This is a genomic window from Streptomyces sp. NPDC054961 (assembly GCF_053609145.1).
The window spans coordinates 96,941-115,964 of the sequence record NZ_JBSGWY010000004.1; the positions used below are offsets into that span (position 1 = coordinate 96,941).

At 74.2% G+C, this 19,024-nt stretch carries 12 protein-coding genes; 7 read left to right on the forward strand and 5 right to left on the reverse strand.

What is annotated here, in order from left to right:
• Positions 1 to 71 precede the first annotated feature (71 nt).
• From ACWF9Z_RS06280 to ACWF9Z_RS06290, 3 genes are all read left to right on the forward strand, one after another.
• Positions 72 to 986 carry an alpha/beta fold hydrolase gene (locus ACWF9Z_RS06280; RefSeq protein ID WP_453598019.1) on the forward strand — a complete coding sequence of 305 codons (915 nt, stop codon included), beginning with the start codon at positions 72 to 74 and terminating at the stop codon, positions 984 to 986.
• Between the two features lie 524 nt (positions 987 to 1,510).
• Complete coding sequence (locus ACWF9Z_RS06285) at positions 1,511 to 2,929, forward strand: MFS transporter (RefSeq protein WP_453598020.1); 1,419 nt, start codon at positions 1,511 to 1,513, stop codon at positions 2,927 to 2,929.
• 99 nt (positions 2,930 to 3,028) lie between these two features.
• Positions 3,029 to 4,960 (forward strand): helix-turn-helix domain-containing protein, encoded by a 1,932-nt coding sequence (locus tag ACWF9Z_RS06290; RefSeq protein ID WP_453598022.1) that lies wholly within the window; start codon positions 3,029 to 3,031, stop codon positions 4,958 to 4,960.
• Positions 4,961 to 5,040: 80 nt separating this feature from the next.
• Here the strand turns inward: ACWF9Z_RS06290 and ACWF9Z_RS06295 are convergent, their stop codons facing one another.
• The 3 genes from ACWF9Z_RS06295 to ACWF9Z_RS06305 all read right to left on the reverse strand — a co-directional run bounded on the left by ACWF9Z_RS06295 (position 5,041) and on the right by ACWF9Z_RS06305 (position 7,885).
• Entirely contained in the window at positions 5,041 to 5,751 is a 711-nt protein-coding gene (locus ACWF9Z_RS06295; protein ID WP_453598024.1) for a response regulator, read from the reverse strand.
• A complete protein-coding gene (locus tag ACWF9Z_RS06300) occupies positions 5,748 to 6,764 on the reverse strand; it encodes a sensor histidine kinase (RefSeq protein ID WP_453598026.1) in 1,017 nt (338 codons plus the stop codon). The genes ACWF9Z_RS06295 and ACWF9Z_RS06300 overlap by 4 nt, the downstream gene beginning before the upstream one ends.
• Before the next feature lie 395 nt (positions 6,765 to 7,159).
• Complete coding sequence (locus ACWF9Z_RS06305; protein WP_453598309.1) at positions 7,160 to 7,885, reverse strand: ABC transporter ATP-binding protein; 726 nt, start codon at positions 7,883 to 7,885, stop codon at positions 7,160 to 7,162.
• A gap of 440 nt (positions 7,886 to 8,325) precedes the next feature.
• Between ACWF9Z_RS06305 and ACWF9Z_RS06310 the strand changes: the two genes are divergently transcribed.
• From ACWF9Z_RS06310 to ACWF9Z_RS06325, 4 genes are all read left to right on the forward strand, one after another.
• A complete protein-coding gene (locus ACWF9Z_RS06310; protein ID WP_453598028.1) occupies positions 8,326 to 11,667 on the forward strand; it encodes an FtsX-like permease family protein in 3,342 nt (1,113 codons plus the stop codon).
• A complete protein-coding gene (locus ACWF9Z_RS06315; protein ID WP_453598030.1) occupies positions 11,664 to 14,477 on the forward strand; it encodes a hypothetical protein in 2,814 nt (937 codons plus the stop codon). The genes ACWF9Z_RS06310 and ACWF9Z_RS06315 overlap by 4 nt, the downstream gene beginning before the upstream one ends.
• Entirely contained in the window at positions 14,474 to 15,526 is a 1,053-nt protein-coding gene (locus ACWF9Z_RS06320; protein ID WP_453598032.1) for an ABC transporter ATP-binding protein, read from the forward strand. Before ACWF9Z_RS06315 ends, ACWF9Z_RS06320 begins: the two co-directional genes overlap by 4 nt.
• Positions 15,527 to 15,730: 204 nt before the next feature.
• Positions 15,731 to 17,215 (forward strand): condensation domain-containing protein, encoded by a 1,485-nt coding sequence (locus ACWF9Z_RS06325; protein WP_453598034.1) that lies wholly within the window; start codon positions 15,731 to 15,733, stop codon positions 17,213 to 17,215.
• A gap of 39 nt (positions 17,216 to 17,254) precedes the next feature.
• Here the strand turns inward: ACWF9Z_RS06325 and ACWF9Z_RS06330 are convergent, their stop codons facing one another.
• Together ACWF9Z_RS06330 and ACWF9Z_RS06335 are read right to left on the reverse strand one after the other, a co-directional pair.
• The gene (locus ACWF9Z_RS06330; RefSeq protein ID WP_453598036.1) at positions 17,255 to 18,490 is read right to left on the reverse strand and encodes an RNA polymerase sigma factor; all 1,236 of its coding nucleotides are present in this window, start codon (positions 18,488 to 18,490) and stop codon (positions 17,255 to 17,257) included.
• 66 nt (positions 18,491 to 18,556) lie between these two features.
• Positions 18,557 to 18,916 carry a YciI family protein gene (locus tag ACWF9Z_RS06335; RefSeq protein ID WP_453598038.1) on the reverse strand — a complete coding sequence of 120 codons (360 nt, stop codon included), beginning with the start codon at positions 18,914 to 18,916 and terminating at the stop codon, positions 18,557 to 18,559.
• Positions 18,917 to 19,024: the final 108 nt, after the last annotated feature.

The window sequence follows — 19,024 nt, forward strand, 5'->3', positions numbered from 1 at the left end:
GCCCGGACGCCCAGGGCCGACCGACCCGATGGCCGACGCCCAAGCGCGGCGGCCGGAAAGTGACTACACGGATGCAACCGACCTTCGTACTCGTGCACGGAGCCTTCGCGAACTCCTTCTCCTTCGCACCCCTCCAAGCCGAACTCGGCCTCCTCGGGCACCGTTCGGTCGCCGTCGACCTGCCCGGCCACGGGTTCCAGGCCACCTTCACCCGCGCCTACCAGTCCCCGCAGGACCCCGAGGGGCTCGCCACCGCGCCCGGCTCGATCAAGGGCGTCACGCTCGCCGACAACGTCGCGCACCTCATCGGGGTCCTCGAACGGGCCCAGCGGAACGGCCCCGTGATCCTCGTCGCCCACAGCCGGGGCGGCATCACGGTCACGGCCGCGGCCAACGCACGCCCGGATCTGATCGACCGCCTGGTCTACGTCTCGGCCTGGTGCCCGGTCCACCTCGACGTCAGCGACTACTACGCCGAGCCGGAAATGGCCACGGTCGACCCCGCCGCCTTCGCTTCGGCGCTCGCCGGAAACCCCGCCGACCTCGGCCTGCTCCGTGTCAACTTCCGCACCGCGAGTCCGGACGCGCTCGCGGCGTTCAAGGCGGCCTTCCTCGCCGACGGCACCGACGAGCAGTTCCACACCTTCCTGAACACCTTCCAGCCCGACGAGAACCTCGACGTCGGCGGCTCCGCCGACCGGGCGCAGGCCGCGACCTGGGGCCGCATCCCCAAGACCTACATCCGCCTGGCCGATGACACGAGCCTGCCTCCTGCCCTTCAGGACCGGCTGATCCGCGAGGGCAACGAGCTGACGCCCGACAACCCGTACGACGTCCGCACACTGGCGGGCAGCCACCTACAGTGGCGGGTCTCCCCCGCGCCGAGCGCCCGCGCCCTGGGCGAACTCGCCACACTCCCGGGCCCGTCCGCTCAAACGTCGTTCGCCGCCGGGAAGCCGTCCGGCTTCTTCGGAGGGACCGCATGACCGCTTCCACCGGCCGCGTGACCAGACGGCGCAGACCACGCGTCAGCTTCGAATGACTCACGCCACGACAACCCGACCACCGTCACTCGCCGCCGAGTGCCCCGGCTAGGCGATTGATCGCCGGGCGTCATCTCCTATGCTGGCGGCGTCGATGCGGGCTTCGCCCGACCTCGTTCACAGCCGCGTACTCGGTGTCCGGGTCCAGCGTCGGTCCCAGCCTTGTCTCTGCCGCGTCCGCTTCGCACCACCACAACCGCAAACACTTCGTGCTCAACGCAGCGCAACCAGCACCAAACCAGCACGGGAGTCAGCACCGCCTCCCCAAAACAGGCGGAATTCTGCACATCCGGCAGGCGTGTTCATCACCATCCGGAGGCGGCCGGGAGGGTCGGGGCGAGGCGTGTGGCGGTCGCGCACACCCAGGTGCGGGTGATTGTGATGGCCCGCCACATATACCGCTGACCTGGGGACTTCTACGTTGTGCCCACACCCGACGTCCCCGCAGACCCCTGGAAGTGGTGCACATGGTCTCCCCCGGAACCGCCCCGAAGGCCCCGTCCGGCATCAGACGGATCGTCGCCGCCAGCCTCATCGGGACCACCATCGAGTGGTACGACTTCTTCCTCTACGGGACCGCCGCGGCCCTGGTGTTCAACAAGCTGTTCTTCCCCACCGCCGATCCGCTCACCGGCACCCTGATCGCGTTCCTCACCTATGCGATCGGGTTCCTGGCCCGGCCGCTCGGCGGGGTGGTGTTCGGGCACTTCGGCGACAAGGTCGGCCGCAAGAAGCTGCTGGTGCTCAGCCTGCTCATGATGGGCGGGGCCACCTTCGCGATGGGACTCCTGCCCACGCACGCGAGCATCGGCGTCGGCGCTCCCATCCTGCTGACCGCACTGCGCCTGGTGCAGGGGTTCGCGCTCGGTGGTGAGTGGGGCGGAGCCGTGCTGATCGTCTCCGAGCACGGCGGTGCCGAGCACCGCGGGTTCTGGGCCTCCTGGCCGCAGTCGGGAGCGCCCGGGGGGAACCTGCTGGCCACCGGAGTACTGGCGCTGCTGGCCGCCGTGCAGTCGGACGCCACGTTCCTCGCCTGGGGCTGGCGCATCCCCTTCCTGCTCTCCGGCGTCCTCGTGGTGGTCGGGCTGTGGATCCGGCTCTCCGTGTCCGAGTCCCCCGTCTTCCTCGCGGCGCAGGCCGAGGCCAAGAACCTCGCGGTGGAGGAGAAGGCTCCCGTCGTGCAGGTGTTCCGCAAGGACTGGCGGCAGGTGCTGACCGCCATCGGCACCCGGTTCGGCGAGAACATCTCGTACTACATCCTCACCTCCTTCCTCCTCGTCTACGTCACCACCCACCTCGGGCTCCCCAAGACCACCGCGCTGAACGCGCTCCTGATCGGCTCGGCCGTCCACTTCGTCACCATCCCCGCCTGGGGCGCGCTCTCGGACCGGATCGGGCGCCGGCCGGTGACGCTGATCGGTTCGGCGGGCATGGCCCTGTGGGCGTTCGGGTTCTTCGCGCTGGTCGATTCCAAGTCGTTCGCCGTCATCACCGCGGCGGTCACCGCCGGTCTGCTGCTGCACGGCGCCATGTACGGGCCGCAGGCCGCCTTCGTCTCCGAGATGTTCGACACGAAGGTCCGCTACTCGGGTGCCTCGATGGGATCCCAGCTCGCTTCGATCGTCGCGGGCGCCCTGGCCCCGATCATCGCCGTCGAGCTCCTGAAGGACTACGGATCCTCCGTGCCGGTCTCGGTATATCTCTCCGCGGCCGCCCTCGTCACCACGCTGACCGTCGCCTTCGCCCGCGAGACCCGGGGCCGGGACCTGTCGGTGCCGAAGACGGGCGCGGGCCCGGTGGCCGGGGCGGGGACGGTGGGCGCGGGCAGCGCGTACGCCGGCCGGCCCTCGGCCACGGCTTCCGGCGCGGCGTCCGACCCCGCCTGAGCCGGTCCGCCCGGCCCCGTCTCCGCCCGCCGTATCCGGTGATGCCACCGGTGCGGCGGGCGGACCCCGTCTGTGCCTCCCCACCGAAGGGCTGCCAGCATGGCTCCCGTGACCCAACCCACCGAGTCCGTGACCGCGCTGCGCCGGCTCCTGGACCTGCTCGCCCAGGGCGCACCCGTCGAGGACTTCACCGGGCCCGGCGCACAGGCCCGGCGCGCGGGGGCCGGGGACGAGGAACAGGCCCTCGTCGAGGAGGCCACCAGGGTCGCCCTGGACATCCGCCGGACCCTCGACCAGCACCGCCGGCGCGAGGCCGAACTGACCGCCCTCTTCGACACGGCCGGGGACCTCGCGGCACTGCGCGACCTCGACGCGGTGCTCAGGGCCATCGTGCGGCGGGCCAGGACCCTGCTGGGCACGGACGTCGCCTACCTCACGCTCAACGACCCCGTCGTGGGCGATACGTTCATGCGGGTCACCGACGGCTCCGTGTCCGCCGCCTTCCAGCAGCTGCGGCTCGGCATGGGCGAGGGGCTCGGCGGGCTGGTCGCCCAGACGGCCCGCCCCTACGCCAGCGCCGACTACCGCTCCGACGGCCGCTTCCGCCACACCAGCACCATTGACACCGGGGTGGGCGAGGAGGGGCTGCGGGGCATCCTCGGCGTGCCGCTGCGGGTCGCTTCGCGGGTCATCGGGGTGCTCTACGCGGCCGACCGGTCGGTGCGCGACTTCGCCCCCGACGCGGTCGCGCTGCTGTCCTCGCTCGCCGACCACGCCGCCGTCGCCATCGACGGCGCCCGGCTGCTGGAGGAGACGCGCACGGCCCTCGTCGAGCTCAACTCCGCCACCGAGACGGCGCGCGCCCACAGCGAGGCGGTGCGGCTGGCGACCGAGACCCACGACCGCCTCACCGACCTGGTCCTGCGCGGCGGGGACGTCACGGACGTGGCCCGGGAGGTGGCGGCGCTGCTGCGGGGCGGGCTGGTCGTGCACGACGCGGACGGGGCCGAGCTGGCCCGGGTCGCCACCGAGCCGATCGGGCCTCCCGCGCAGGGGGTGGCCGCCTCCCGGTCCGGAGGCCGGGCCGTTCCGGTGGACGGCGTATGGGTCTGCGCGGTCCTGGCCGGGCCGGAACTCCTCGGCAGCATCGCGCTGACGGGGCGGCCGGACCTCTCGGACACCGACCGGCGGCTGTTCGAGCGCACCAGCCTGGTCACCGCGCTCCTCCTGCTGCTGCGCCGGTCGGTGGCCCACGCCGAGGACCGGGTCCGCGGCGAACTGCTCAGCGACCTGCTGACACCGGAGAGCCCGGGGCGGACCCGCGACTCCGGAAGCCAGACGATCCGGGCCCGCAAACTCGGCGTCGACCTCGCCCGCCCGCACGCCGTCCTGGTGCTGCACTGCGACGCGGCCCTGCGGCCGCGGCTCTCGGCGGAGGCGGCCCGACGGGCCCGCGCCCTGGACGGCCTGGCCGGACCGCACGAGGGCCACATCGTGCTCCTGGCCCCGGCCGGGCGCCCCGGGGAGCTCGCGCGGTCACTGGCCGCCGAGGTGGGAAAGGCCCTGGGCGCGCCCGTCACGGTGGGCTCCGCCGGGCCGGCCGACCGGCCGGCCGGCCTGCCGTCCGTGTACGCGGAGGCCGTGCGCTGCCTGGAGGCCCTCCACGCCCTGGGCCACACGGGCTACGGCGCCGCCCTCCCCGACCTGGGCTTCGTGGGCCTGCTGCTCGGCGACCACGGCGACGTCGACGGTTACGTCCACCGGGTGCTCGGTCCGGTCATCGACTACGACGCCCAGCGCGGCACCGAACTGGTCCACACCCTGCGCGCCTACTACACGCACGGCGCGAGCCTCTCCAAGGCCAAGGACGCCCTGCACATCCACGTGAACACGGTCGTGCAGCGGCTCGACCGGATCCGTCACCTGCTGGGCGAGGACTGGAACTCCCCTGCCCGCGCCCTGGAACTCCAGCTCGCCCTGCGGCTGCACCTCCTGAAGGAGTCCGGCCCGCCCGGACCTGCGACCGCCTAGCCTTGCGGTCCCGTCCTGCGGCCCGCCCGGACCTACGACCCCGCCTACACCTGCGACCCCGCCCGGAGCTGCCTACCCGCCTAGACCTGCGACCCCGGCGTCACCAGGCCGCTCTCGTAGGCCAGGACCACCGCCTGGGCGCGGTCGCGCAGGGCCAGCTTGGCGAAGATGCGGGCCACGTGGGTCTTCACCGTGGCCTCGCTGAGGGTGAACGCCTTGGCCAGCTCGGCGTTGGAGAGCCCGTGTCCCATGAGGGTGAGCACCTCCCGCTCGCGCGGGGTGAGGGCGTCCAGGCCGGGGTGGGGTGCCCGGGGGGAGGCTCCGCCGCGCGGGGCGGCCGCCGAGGCGCAGCGTTCCACCAGCCGACGGGTGATCGACGGGGCCAGCAGCGCGTCTCCGGTGTCGACGAGCCGTACGGCGTTGGCGAGGTGCTCCGGGGTGACGTCCTTGAGCAGGAACCCGCTGGCTCCGGCGGCGAGGGCGGCGTAGACGTACTGGTCGAGGTCGAAGGTGGTCAGCATGATCACCCGGCATTCCGGGGCATCGGCGATGATCTGCCGGGCGGCCTCCAGCCCGTCCAGGCGCGGCATGCGGATGTCGAGCAGGACGACGTCGGGGCGCAGGCGGCGTACCTCCGAGACGGCCTCCACCCCGTCGGCGGCCACCCCCACCACATCGATCCCCCGGGCCGTGAGGATCAACCGGAAGCCGGTGCGCACCAGTTCCTGGTCGTCGGCGATGACCACCCGGGGTCCGGGTGTCCGGGTGCCCTCTGCGGCGGGCGTGGTCACGGCCGCTCCAGGGGGAGGCGGGCACGGACCCGGTATCCGCCGCCGAGCCGGCGGCGGGCATCGAAGTCACCGCCGTACACGGCGACTCGCTCGCGCAGGCCGATCAGCCCGCGCCCGGCGCCGTCGGCCCGGACCCCTTGCGCGGCCAGCCCTCCCGACGCGCCGGGCCCGGCGGCCCCGTCGGGAGCGGCAGACACGGCGTGCGTGGCAGACACGGGCGACGCGGCGGAACCACCGGACCGGGCAGGCCCAACAGGCCCGGCAGGCCGTGCAGTCACCGGCGACCGGTCACCCGAGAGCACGCTCGGCCCGCTGTTGAGCACCTCGACCCGCAGCGCGTGGTCCGCGTATTTCACCGTCACCTCGGCCTTCACCCCGTCCCCGTGCTTGAGCGCGTTGGTCAGCGCTTCCTGGATGATCCGGTAGGCGGTGACGTCGATCCCGTCCGGCAGCGGTCGCGGTGCGCCGGATATCCGGACCTCGACCGGCAGCCCTGCGAAGGATATGCGGTCGATGAGCGCGCTGAGCCGGCTCAGGCTCGGCTGCGGCGCCAACTCCGTGACCGCGTCCAGAACGCCGCCCCCGCTCCCGCCTACGCCTCCGCCTCCGTACGGCTCGTCCTTGCCGTCCTGGGCGGGCACCAGCAGGCCCAGCAGGTGCCGCAGCTCCGTCATCGTCCGGCGCCCGGCGCCCTCGACGGCGCTCATCGCGGCCGCCGCCTCCTGCGGCAGCGTCTCCAGCACCTCACGGGCCGCGCTCGCCTGGACCACCATGAGGCTGACGTTGTGGCTGACTATGTCGTGCAGTTCGGACGCGATCCGGGCCCGCTCCGCGTCCACGGCGCTCCGGGCCGCGGTCTCCCGCTCCCGCTCCAGCAGCCAGCCGCGCTCCTCGATCGCCGCCCGGTGCGCGCGTCGTGCCCGTACGAGCGCGACGGCCAGCGCGCACGCGACGAGCAGCGCACCGCACGCCACGGCCCCCACCGCCCCGAGCGACCAGCCCACCCCCGCCATCTCTCTCCCCCCCCCAGCCCCTCACCGAAGATCGCCAACGACACAAGCTTCGCAGGGCTCCCTCGTAGTCCGCATCCCTCCCCCGGGTCGGTCGGCGTACATCCCCAGGATGATCCGGCCCCCCGTTCACCTCCCGGGGGTGACACACGGCGGCCCACACGCCTTCGGGCCACCTGCCCTGACGGCTCATCACGACACCGCAGTTCAGGCCGTCGTCCGCCGGACCAGCGGGCGCACGGCGCACGGCGCACCCCGACGCGAAGGCGTCCGAGGACCGCCCGCCGGAGGTCCACGAAGGCCGGGTCGTGACCGTGACGATCCGACCGGGTCTGCTGCCGCCCGACGAGCGCCGGGGCGCCCCGGGCCTCGCCGGTGTCCCGGGCGCCCCGGCCGGCCTAGGCTTCCGAGGTCCCGGACGCCGTGTCCGCCCCCGCCTCCGCCTCCGCCTCCACCTCCACCTCCACGATGCGGCCGTCGCGCAGTTCCACCACGCGGTCCGCCAGCTCCATCAGGGCCGGGTCATGGGTCGCCACCAGCGCCGTGACCCCCTCGCTGCGCACCACCGCGCGCAGCAGCCGCATGATCTGGCGTCCGGTGTCGGAGTCGAGCTGCCCGGTCGGTTCGTCCGCGATGATCAGGTCGGGCTCGTTGGCGAGGGCACGGGCGAGGGCGACCCGCTGCTGCTGCCCGCCGGAGAGTTCACCGGGCCGCTGCTCGGTGTGGTCCGAGAGCCCCACGAGAGCGAGCAGCGTACGGGCGCGCTCCTCGCGCTGCTTGGCCGGGATCCTGCACAGCCGCATCGGGACCCCGACGTTCTCGGCGGCGGTCAGGGCCGGGATCAGGCCGAAGGACTGGAAGACGAAGCCGATGCGGTCGCGGCGCAGCGCGAGGCGGCCCTCCTCGTCCAGACCGGCCAGGTCGGTGCCGTCGAGGGCGATGCTGCCCCCGGTCGGGGCGTCGAGGCCGCCGACCAGGTTCAGCAGGGTGGTCTTGCCGGATCCCGACCGCCCCTTGAGGGCGGTGAGTTCGCCGCGGCGGACCTCGAACGACACGCCGCGCAGCGCGTGGACGGCCTGCGGTCCGGTGCCGAAGCTGCGCCGTACGCCGTCCACGACCACCATCGGTGGCGTCGTCGTCGCCGTCGTGCCGGCGTCCTGCCGCGGGAACCCCTCCGGCGACCGCACCTCCCGCGACTGCGTCTCCCGCGGCTGCGACTCCTGCGGCTCCTGCGACTCCTGCTGCTGCGTCATCCTGCGGTTCCCCCTGGAATTCTTTTCCGCCACCCGTCCCGGACCGGTCCGGCCTCCGGTTCGGCAGGCGTTCCGGCGCGTTCCGGCCCGTTCCGGCCCGGTTCGGCAGCCGTTTCGGCACGATGCGGCCGCCGTTTCGACCCGATTCGGCCGCCGGACGTCGTCCAAGACAGCGCTCTTGCGCGCCCGCACCCGTCGATTTGTTCATCCAATGCACCTTTCACGCAAGTCCCTTCCGCTATCTGTTCGAATCTGGCAACATCGTCCGCTATCCGGGATCACACGTCCGGGTGCGGGGGAGGAACAGGCACATGCTCGGCTTCGTCATGCGCCGACTGCGCGGGCGATTGCCCCTCGCAGCGGCCGTACTGCTCACCGTCCTGATCACGACAACGGTGTTGACCGCGCTCTTCGCGTTCACCCGGGGGGTGGGCGAGGCCGGACTGCGCCAGGCCCTCCAGGGACCCGGCCACGCGCGCAGCACCGTGCTCGTCACCGGCGGTCACGCGACGGCCGACCGGGCCAAGGACGACGAGGCGGTACGGGGCTTCGCGCGCAAGCTGTTCGGGCCGTTCCCGTCCACCACCGAGAGCGTGGCGCGCAGCCGTTCGTACGGACTGCCCGGTCTGCGCGCCCAGAGCAAGGACTCCGACCTGACGCTGGTGGCGGCCTTCGCCAAGGAGCGCGTACGGCTCCTCGCGGGTGCGTGGCCGCAGCCCGTGACGGGGCCGGTTTCCGGCCGGGGCAGCCGCGTTCCCGTGGCCGTCCCGAAGGCGGAGCTGGACCGGCTCGGGCTGGCCGAGGACGCGCTGCCGGCCGAGGTGCGCCTCGACGACCGGTACGGCGCCGACGCGCCGCTGACCGTGCTCGTGACCGGCGTCTACGCGCCGAGCGACCCGGACGCCCCGTACTGGAAGCTCGACCCGCTCGGCGGCCGCGGCCTCCAGATCGGCAGTTTCACCACGTACGGCCCGCTGCTCGCGGACGACTCGGTGTTCACCGCCGGCGGGCTCGCGCAGGACAGCCGCGCCGTGCTCCTCACCCCCGACTTCGCCACCGCCGACGTCGACGGGACCGCGGCGGTCCGGGCACGGGCCACCAAGGCCGCCGACGTGTTCCAGCGCACCACCGGACTGCGCCCGGACACCGAACTCCCTGTACTGCTCGGCGAGTTGGAGTCCGGCCTGACCGTGGCCCGGTCCACCCTGCTGGTCGGCGCGCTCCAGCTCGCCGTCCTGGCCGGAGCCGCGCTGCTGCTCGTGTCGCACCTGTTGACGGAGCGCCAGGAGGGCGAACGCGTCCTGCTCACGGCCCGCGGCGCCTCCCGCCGGCGGCTCGCCCTCCTCACGGCGGCCCAGTCGCTGCTGCTCGCGCTGCCCGCCGCCGCCCTCGCGCCGCTGCTGGCCCTGCCGTTGCTCCGCCTCCTCGGCCAATACGGCTCGCTGGCCCACGTCCCCTTCAGCGTCACCCTCAGCCCGTCGCTCTGGCCGGTCGCGGCGGGCTGCGCCCTCGGCTGCGTCCTCCTGACCACCCTGCCCGTCGCCCTGCGCGGCGCCGCGTCGGCCGCCCTGCGGCGGGCCGGCCGCCGCCAGGCGCTCGTCGCCGGCGCCGCCCGCTCCGGGCTGGACCTGGCGCTGGTGGCGCTGGCCGTGCTCGCCTACCAGCAGCTCTCCCGGTACGGCTCCAACGGAGCCGGTCCGGCGTCGAGTTCCGCCGACCCGTCCGCCGCTCCGTCCGGCGCCCTGTTCGGCGTCGATCCCGTGCTGGTCGCCGCCCCGACGCTCGCGCTGTGCGCGGGCACCCTGCTGGTCCTGCGGCTGCTGCCGTTCGCGGCGCGCCTCGGCGCGCGGATCGCCTCCCGCGGCCGGGGCCTGGGCCCGGCGCTCGTCGGCTGGCAGCTCGCCCGGCGGCCGCGCCGTGCCACCGGGCCGGTGCTGCTACTCGTCCTCGCCGTCTCCAGCGGGGTCCTCGCCCTCGGCCAGCACACCGCCTGGTCCGGATCCCAGCGCGACCAGGCCGACTTCACCACCGCCGGAGGCCTGCTGATATCCGGCAGCGACCTGCCCCCGATGGGCCGGGGCGGCCGCTACGGCGCCCTGCCCGGCGGCGACCGGGTGATCCCGGTGCTGCGGTCGAAGCAGGAACTGCCGGGCGGGCGCACCGCGCAGGTGATGGCGCTGGACGCGGCCGCCGTCGCCGAACGGGTCCCGCTGCGGTCCGACCTGCGGGACGGGCGCTCCCTGCGCGAGCTGTTCGCGCCGCTGGCCTCCGCGTCGCAGTCGGGGGCGTCCGCCGCCTCCGGCATCCCGCTGCCCGGCAGCCCGCAGCGCATCGATCTCGCCGTCGCCGTACGGGGTGTCGGCGCGGCCGGGCAGCCGGGTGTGGGCCTGATGCTGCGCGACCGGTTCGGCATCACGTACCGGAGTCCGCTGGCCCAGCTCCCCGCGGACGGCGAGGCCACCGTGTCGGTGAACCTCGGCTCGCTCGTCGGCGCTCCGCTCGGCTCGGCCGCCGGGCCGCTGCACGTGGCCGGGCTCGTGATCATGTACGACCGGATGCGCTGGCGCCCCGGCATCGACGGCATGGACACCCCTGTGGATCCGGACAAGATGTTCGACGAACTGACCCTGCGGAGCATCGCGGTCTCACAGACCCGCGACGGCACGGCGGTTCCGGTCGTCGCGCCCACCTCGGACTGGAAACTCACGTCCCCGCCGCTCAAGAGCGGCGCCCCGGCCGCCGAGCCGCTCCCCGCTTCCGACGCGGGCGGCGCCCCGGCGCTGGCCCGGCTGCGCTACCGTTCGGGCCCCTTCGAGGCCGGCGGCGTACTGGTCACCCTGGCCCCGGCGGCCGCCGCGGAGCCCGAGGTTCCCGGGATCGCCACCCGGGCCTATCTGGCCGCGGTCGGCGGCGCCGTGGGTGATGTGGTGCCCGTCAAGCTGGGCGACGCCACCGTGCCGGTGCGCGTCACCGCGGCGGTCGGCTCGCTGCCGGTCGCCGGGGACACCGCGATCACCGTCGACCTCGCCACGGCGAGCCGGGTACTGGCGGCCGGCGGCCGGGAACTTCCGGCGCCCGCCGAGTGGTGGATGCCGGCCTCCTCCGCCGACGACCCGGCGCCGGCGCGCGCCGCCGCCGAGCTGCGCTCCACCGCGGGCGTCCAGCAGGTGCGGCTGCGCGAGGAGGTGGCCCGGACCCTGCTGGACGACCCGCTCAGCGCGGGGCCGCAGGGGGCGCTCGCCGCGCTGGCGGTGGCCTGCGCGGTACTGGCGGCGATCGGCTTCGCGGCCTCGGCCGCGGCGGCTTCCCGCGAACGGGCCCGGGAGTTCTCGGTGCTGCTGGCCCTGGGGGCACGCCGGCGGGACCTGGCCCGGACGGCCACGGCCGAGAGTTGCGTACTCGTCGGCCTGGGGACGGCCGTCGGGCTGGGGCTGGGCGCGGTCATCGTTCATCTCGTGGTGCCGCTGATGGTGCTGACGCCGGCCGCCGAGCGGCCGATGCCGGAGGTGCTGGTGGACCTGCCCACGGCGCGGACCCTGCTGCTGGCCGCCGCCATCGCCGCGGTGCCGCTGCTGTCGGCGGTCGTCAGCGGCCTGCGCAACCGGAACACCTTGAAGACAGCCGACCGGCTGCGGCACATGGAGGAGATATGACCGGGCCGGCCGCGACGAGCGCCGAGCGGCGCACCCCGGACGGCGTGCGAGCGTCCGGGACCGCCGGGGGCGGGGCCCCCTCGCGCGCGGTACCCCCGCCCGCCCCCTGGGTGCGGACCCGGCTGCGCGCGACCCCGCTCGCCACCCTGCTCGGGGCAGCGCTGGCCTTCGTCGCCGTCCTGCTCTCCGCCGCCCTGCCGCGGGCCGAGGACCGGGGCTCCGACCAGGCCCTGCGGTCCTTCCTGACGTCGCGCGGTCCGAGTCTGACGAGCCTGACGGCCACCGCGCCGCTCCACTTCGGGCAGCAGTCCACCAAGGAAATGGACGAGGTGCTGGCCACGCTGGTCGCCGGTACCGGTCCGCTGTTCCGCGTCGCTCCCAGCGGCCCCGTCCACGGCGCCTCGGCGGACGCGCGGTCGCTCCTCAACCCCGGACTGGCCGCCCCCGACGGCGTACCTCCCCGGCTCGCCCTCTACCACCTGCGCGAGGCGGCCGGACACGTCCGGCTCGTGGAGGGCCGCTGGCCCGGGGCCCCCGCGCCCGGCGGGCCGATCCCCGTCGCGCTCTCCCAGAGCGCCGCACGGTCCATCGGCGCCCGGCTCGGCATGGTGCTGGAGTCCGGCGCGTCCGGGTCCGAAACGCTCCATGCCGAGGTGGTCGGGCTCTACGCCGCGAACGACGAGGACGACGTCTACTGGACCGACCTCGCCTGTCTGACCGAGGCCTGCCTCTCCCGCACCCCCTCCAAGCCGCCGCTCACCTACTGGCAGACCGCGGGCCTCATCGGCCCGGAGTCGCTGGACCGGCTCGGCGAATGGGGCGAGGGCAAGGCCCGGGACTTCTGGCGGATCCCGGTCGACACCACGAACCTGCGTGCCGACCAGCTGCCTGCCACGACCTCGGAGATCGCCTCCTACATGGCCGGCCCGACCGCGTCCCGCCTGCGCGGGGAGGCCCGCAAGTCCGATATGGAATTCGTCTCCGGCCTGCCCGAACTGTTCAAGCAGGCCGAGGCCCGGCGGCGGGCGGCCGCGCCCCTCGCCGCGATGGGCCCGGCCGGGGTCGCCGGGGTGGCGTTCGTCGTGTTCTGCCTGGCGGCCGCGCTCACCGGCGACCGGCGGGAGTCCGAGCTGCGGCTGCTGCTGGCCCGCGGCGGGTCCCGGGCCGGCATCGTGCGCCGGATGCTCGCGGAGAGCGCCGTCACGGTCCTGCCGGCCGCCGCCCTCGCGACGGCCCTCGCCGTGATGCTGCTGCCGACCCCCCGCGTGACGGCCACGGTGCTCGCCGCCTCGGCCGCCACGCTCGTGACCCTGCTGGCCTTCCCCGTACGGGCCGCCGTGCTGCTGTCGCCGCCGCGCGGGCCCGGTCCCCGGCGCCGCCTGGTCGCCGAGCTGCTCGTGGTCGCCGCCACCGCGGCCGCCGTGTTCGAGGTCCGCTCGCGCGGGATCGCCCCGGCCGGCTCCGGGGTCGACCCGCTGCTGGTCGCCGCACCGCTGCTGCTCGCGCTCTGCGGCGGGCTGCTGCTGGCCCGGGTCCAGCCGTTCCTGGTCGGGGCACTGGCCCGGGCGGCCGGGCGGGGCCCGGGGCTGATCGGCTTCCTCGGGCTGGCGCGCGCCGCGCGGGGCACCGGGGGCACGTCACGCCCGTCCGTCCTCCCGCTGGTGGCACTGCTGCTGGCCGTCACCACCGGCGGCTTCGGCGCCACCGTGCTGAGCGCCGTGCAGGACACGCGGCTCGAGGTGGTCCGTCAGGCCATCGGCGGCGACGCGCAGATCAGCGCGCCCGGCAGCACGCTCCCCGAATCCCTGACGACGGCCGCGGCCGCACTGCCCGGCGTACGCGCGTCGACGAACGTGTGGACCGAGGACAACGCCTTCCTGATCGGCACCAAGCGGGGCAGCACCCAGGTCAGCGTCGTGGTCGCGGACCCGGTGGCGTACGCCGAGCTGGCCCGGGCCGTCGGGCGCGGCACGTTCGACCCGGCCGCGCTCAGGGGCGGCGCGCCGGGCGCCCCGGCGTCCGCGGGCGCCTCCGCCTCCCCCGTACCGGCGCTCGTCAGCGGGGACCTCGCCGCCGAGGAGATCTCCTCGTACGTGCTGCGCCTGGACGCCGGCGACGTCCAGGTGGCCGTCGCCGGCGTGATCGACGGCACGCCCGCCCGGCCGGGCGCCAGGTCCACCACGGTGGTGCTGCCGGCCGGCCCGGTCACGGCCGCCCTGCCCAAGCTGGGCCCCCCCGACCGCTGGTACGCGCTGGGCTCCGTCGACCAGCACCGGCTGGAGGAGCTGGTGCGCGCCGCGAATCCCACGGCGACCGCCGAGCTCTACCGCGTCCGCACCAGCTCCGCCGAGGCCGCCGCGCTGGGCTCCGACCCTCTGCAGCGCTCGGCCGAGCAGCTGTTCTGGGCCTCCCTGGCCGGCGCGGCCGGCTTCGCGGTGCTGGCGGTCCTGCTGACCCTGGTACGGGCGGCCCCCGACCGCGCGGCGCTGCTCGCCCGGCTGCGGACGATGGGCCTGCGCCCCCGGCAGGCGGTGCTGCTGATCCTGACGGAGTCGGTGCCCCTGGCGCTGGCCGCCGCGCTGGGCGGGGCCCTGGCGGCGGTGGGCGCCGTTGCCCTCCTGGGGCCGGCCATGGACATGTCGACACTGGTCGGCGCCAAGGTGCCGAGCGGCATACGGCTCCTCGCCCGGCCCGTACTGGTCCAGGCGCTGGGCCTGGCGGCCCTGGTCGCGGGGGCCGTGCTCGCGGAAGCGGCGATATCCGGCAGGCGACAGATCACGACCGAGTTGAGAGCGGGAGACCAGCGGTGAACCGAGCGGCCCACAGCGACCAGCCCACCTACGAGGAACTGCGGCAGCAGGCCCTGGCCGCCGCCGAGCCCCGCCGCGCCGGGGCGGACACGGCCATCTCCTGCGACCGCCTGGTGCGGATCTTCAGCGCGGACGGCGTGGAGGTGCAGGCCCTGCAAGGCCTGGAACTGTCCGTGGAAAAGGGCGACTTGATGGCCCTGGTCGGCGCGTCCGGCAGCGGGAAGTCCACCTTGCTGAACATCCTGGCGGGCCTGGACGTGCCCACGGCCGGTTCGGCCAGCGTGGGCGGTTACGACCTGCTGGAGATGTCGGCGCGCGACCGGCTGCGCTATCGGCGCGAGGCGGTCGGCTTCGTCTGGCAGCAGACGGCCCGCAACCTGCTCCCCTTCCTGTCCGCGGCTCAGAACATCGCGCTGCCGATGCAGTTGAAGGGCTCGAGGCGCGGAGCGGCCAAGCGCCACGCGGTCCGTACCGCGGAGCTCCTCGAAGCCCTGGAGATCGGCGAACTGGCGGGCCGCCGTCCCGCCGAGCTCTCCGGCGGACAGCAGCAGCGCGTGGCCATCGCGGTGGCGATGGCCAACGACCCGGCGGTGCTGCTCGCCGACGAGCCGACCGGCGAGCTGGACTCCGAGACGGGCGGGGCGATCTTCGAGGCCTTCCGCACCGTCAACCGGGAGCTCGGCGCCACCGTGGTCATCGTGACCCACGACCCGCTCGTCGCCGGCGAGGTCCGCCGCACGGTGGCGATGCGCGACGGCCGCACGAGCAGCGAGGTGCTGCGGCGCACGGTCACCGACGAGCACGGCGCCGAATCGGTGAGCGAGCGCGAATACGTGATGCTGGACCGTACGGGCCGGGTGCAGCTCCCCCAGAAGTTCCTGGAAGCGCTGGGCATGGAGCACCGGGTGGCGGTGGACCTCGCCGCGGACCACATCGAACTGCGCCCCGACGACGCGTCCGGCACGACACCGGACGAAGCGGCACCGGACGACACGCCGCGGGGCGGCACGGCGGGAGGCGACGCGGCGCCGGGGGCGGCCGCGGGCTGACCGCCGCCCCGTGACCCGGGGACCCCGTGACCCAGGGACCCCGTGTCCCCGTGTCCCCGTGACCCCGTGACCCGAGTCGGGCGCCGGGCGCGCGCCCCGTCCCGCACGGTGAATCGACCGGTGAACCGTCCGGCGCGCGTCACTTCCGTGGCCCGGGTGTCGTTAGGGGCTGGGGGTTGACTCGGGGGGCGAAGGGATGACGGAATGCGGCAGTTTCCTCTGGAGATGCACCACATGGCACCCGGACGGGTCGTCGAGTGGCGGTTGCGGTCCACGGCGGCGGAGGCCGACGGCCTGGGCGGCGCGGCGGACAGGAGGGCTTCCTTCAACCAGGACAAGCACTTCACCGTCGCCGAGGAGAGCCGCGCGGCCGACGACCCCACCGCTTCGTGGATCGCCGTGACCTTCGAGGTCGCGGGCGTGCTGGACGAGGACGCCCTGACCCGCTCGCTGCTGGCCTTCGTACGCCGCCACGAGGTGCTGCGCTGTGAGTTCCGCCGCCTGGCCGGAGAGTTGGCGTGCGCGCCGATCGCGGCCGACGAACTCCTGCTGGACACCGTGGAGGTGGCCTCCTTCGACCGCACCGAGGAGCTGACCGGCTTCCTCGTCGAGCGGTTCAAACGGAGCATCGACACCCTGTCCTGGCCCCTGTTCACGATGGGCGCGGTGCTCCGCGAGGAGTCCTCGACCGTCTACCTCGCCTTCGACCACATCGTGTGCGACGGCATGTCGATGCCGATCGTGGTCCAGGAGGTGCAGAGCGGGTACGAGGCCCTGCGCCGCGGCGAACAGCCCGACGCGGCGCCCGCGCCGAGCTACCTCGACTTCGCCGAGGAGCAGCGCCGCAGCTACCTCTCCATCGACGCCGGGGACGAACGGCTCGGCTACTGGAAGGAGTTCGTCGCGCGCGGCGGCGGCGAGTTCTTCCCGCGCTTCCCGCTCGAGCTCGGCGTGGATCCGGGCCGGATGTACTCGATCGTCAACGAGGCCTCGCCGCTGCTGGACGCCGCGGAGGCCGAGGTGTTCGAGAAGGCCTGTCTGGCCGTCGACGGCAAGCCGTTCATGGGTGTGCTCGCCGCCGTCGCCGTCTGCCTGCGCGAGGCCGGCGGGCCGGGCGTCTACCGGGGGTTCATGCCCGTGAGCGAACGCGGCCGGGCCGCGTGGACGCACTCGGTGGGGTGGTTCGTCAACACCATGCCCATCGAGTTCGACGCCTCGCCCGGACGGGACTTCGCGCAGGTCATGGCCTCGGTGCGGGCCGGTTTCACCGAGATGATCGGCCATGTGGACGTGCCGTTCGTACGGGCCTGGGAGCTGCTGGCACCCCGGGAGTTCGCCGCGCGGTCCTGGCCCTACCCGGTGAACTTCTTCTCGTACATCGACATGCGCAAGTGCCCGGGCGCCGAGCGCCACGAGGACTGGCGGCCCACCTCCCACGTCTGGTCGGCCCAGGCCAACGGGGCCTGTTCCTGGTTCCAGCGGGACGCGGACGGGCTGCACATGAACTCGATCTACTCGGACACCCCGGCCGCCCGCCGCACCATGGACGGTTTCCTGGAGGCCTTGCGCGGGACGGTCCAGGAGATCGCCCGCCACGGTTCCTTCCGCCGCCCCATCGCCCTGACGCCGCCGCGGCGGCCGGTGGCGCGCACCCCGCTCGACGTGGCGGCGTTCGCCCGCCGCGGCTGAGCGGCGCCCGGGTCACCAGGGTCACCAGGGTCGCCCGGGTCAGTCGTCCAGCCGGGCCGCCCGCGCGCGCAGCAGGTCCTGCTCCCGGGCGTTGCGGGTGAGCGAGGCGGCGCGTTCGAACTCCGCGCGGGCTTCCGCACGGCGGCCCAGCCGTTCCAGCAGGTCTCCCCGTACGCTCGGCAGCAAGTGGTAGGAGCGCAGGGCCGGTTCCGCCGCCAGGGCGTCCACCAGCGGGAGCGCCGCCTCCGGGCCCCGGGCCATGGAGACGGCGACGGCCCGGTTGAGCTCGATCACCGGTGAGGGGACGAGGAGGACGAGGCGGCCGTAGAGCGCGGCGATGGTCGGCCAGTCGGTGTCCTCGTACCGGAGCGCGTCGGCGTGACAGCCGGCGATGGCGGCCTGGAGGGAGTAGGGGCCGGTGCCCGCGTGGTGCAGGGCCTCGACACCGCGCCGGATCAGGAGGCGGTTCCACTTGGACCGGTTCTGGTCGGCGAGCAGCACCGGCTCGCCACCGGGGCCGGTGCGGGTGGCGATGCGGGAGGCCTGGAACTCCAGCAGCGCCGCCAGTCCGTGCGCCTCGGGCTCCTTGGGCATCAGAGCGGCCAGGACCCGGGCGAGGCGCAGGGCGTCCTCACAGAGGGCGGGGCGGACGAGGTCGTCCCCGGCGGTCGCGGAGTAGCCCTCGTTGAAGACGAGGTAGATGACTTCCAGCACGGAGGCCAGGCGCTGCTCCCGGTCGGCTCCGTAGGGGACTTCGAAGGGCACCGCCGCCTTGGCGAGGGCCCGCTTGGCGCGGACGATGCGCTGGGCGGTCGTGGGCTCGGAGATGAGGAAGGCGCGGGCGATCTCCTGGGTCGTCAGCCCTCCCACGAGGCGCAGGGTGAGCGCGATCCGGGCCTCCGTGGCGAGCACGGGGTGGCAGGCCGTGAAGATGAGCCGCAGCAGGTCGTCGTCGATGCCCTCGGGGTCCGCGAGCTCGGCCGGCTCGGCGGGGGGCGCCTGGTCCTCGAGGGTGCGGCCGACCTCCGCCAGCTTGCGCGCGTAGACCTCCTTGCGGCGGACGAGGTCGATCGCGCGGTGCTTGGCGGTGGCCATCAGCCAGGCGCCCGGCTTGTCCGGGACACCCGACCGCGGCCACTGTTCCAGCGCGGCGACCAGCGCGTCCTGGGCGAGCTCCTCGGCGATGCCGACGTCACGCACGATCCGGGCCACACCCGCGATGATCCGCGCGGACTCGATCCTGAACACCGCTTCGACCGCTCGGGTCGTACTCACTGCCGTCACGGCCACCCATCAGAGCAGCCGTGACGAGGCAGGGCAAACGGTGGGGGTGCCGGGCGCTCAGTTCTCGGCGAGCTGGCGGAGCTCGGCGCCGACGGTCCACGCCTCGGGATGGATCTCGAGGAACCGCTTGGTCCACTCCAGGGCCTCGTCCTTGTCCTTGCACTGCATGAGGGCGTAACCGCCGACGACCTCCTTGGTCTCGGTGAAGGGGCCGTCGGTGTAGCTGAGCTTGCCGCCGGACCAGGTGACCCTGGTCCCCTCGGAGGTGGGGAGCAGGCCGGCCGTGTCGAGCATGACCCCCGCCTTGGTGATCTCCTCCATCAACGCGCCCATGCGCTGTTCGAAGTCGGCGGGGAAGGGGGTGTCGGGGGTGAGGGCCTGCTCGTCGATACGGATCATCGAAAGGAAGCGCGGCATGGTGACTCCTCGGTCGGGGGCGGGGGCTTTCTCCGCCTCTCACCCCTGCGTCGAACGGGAGACGTCCGGATCGACAGCCCCCCGGGAATTCTTCAGAGAATCTTCCGG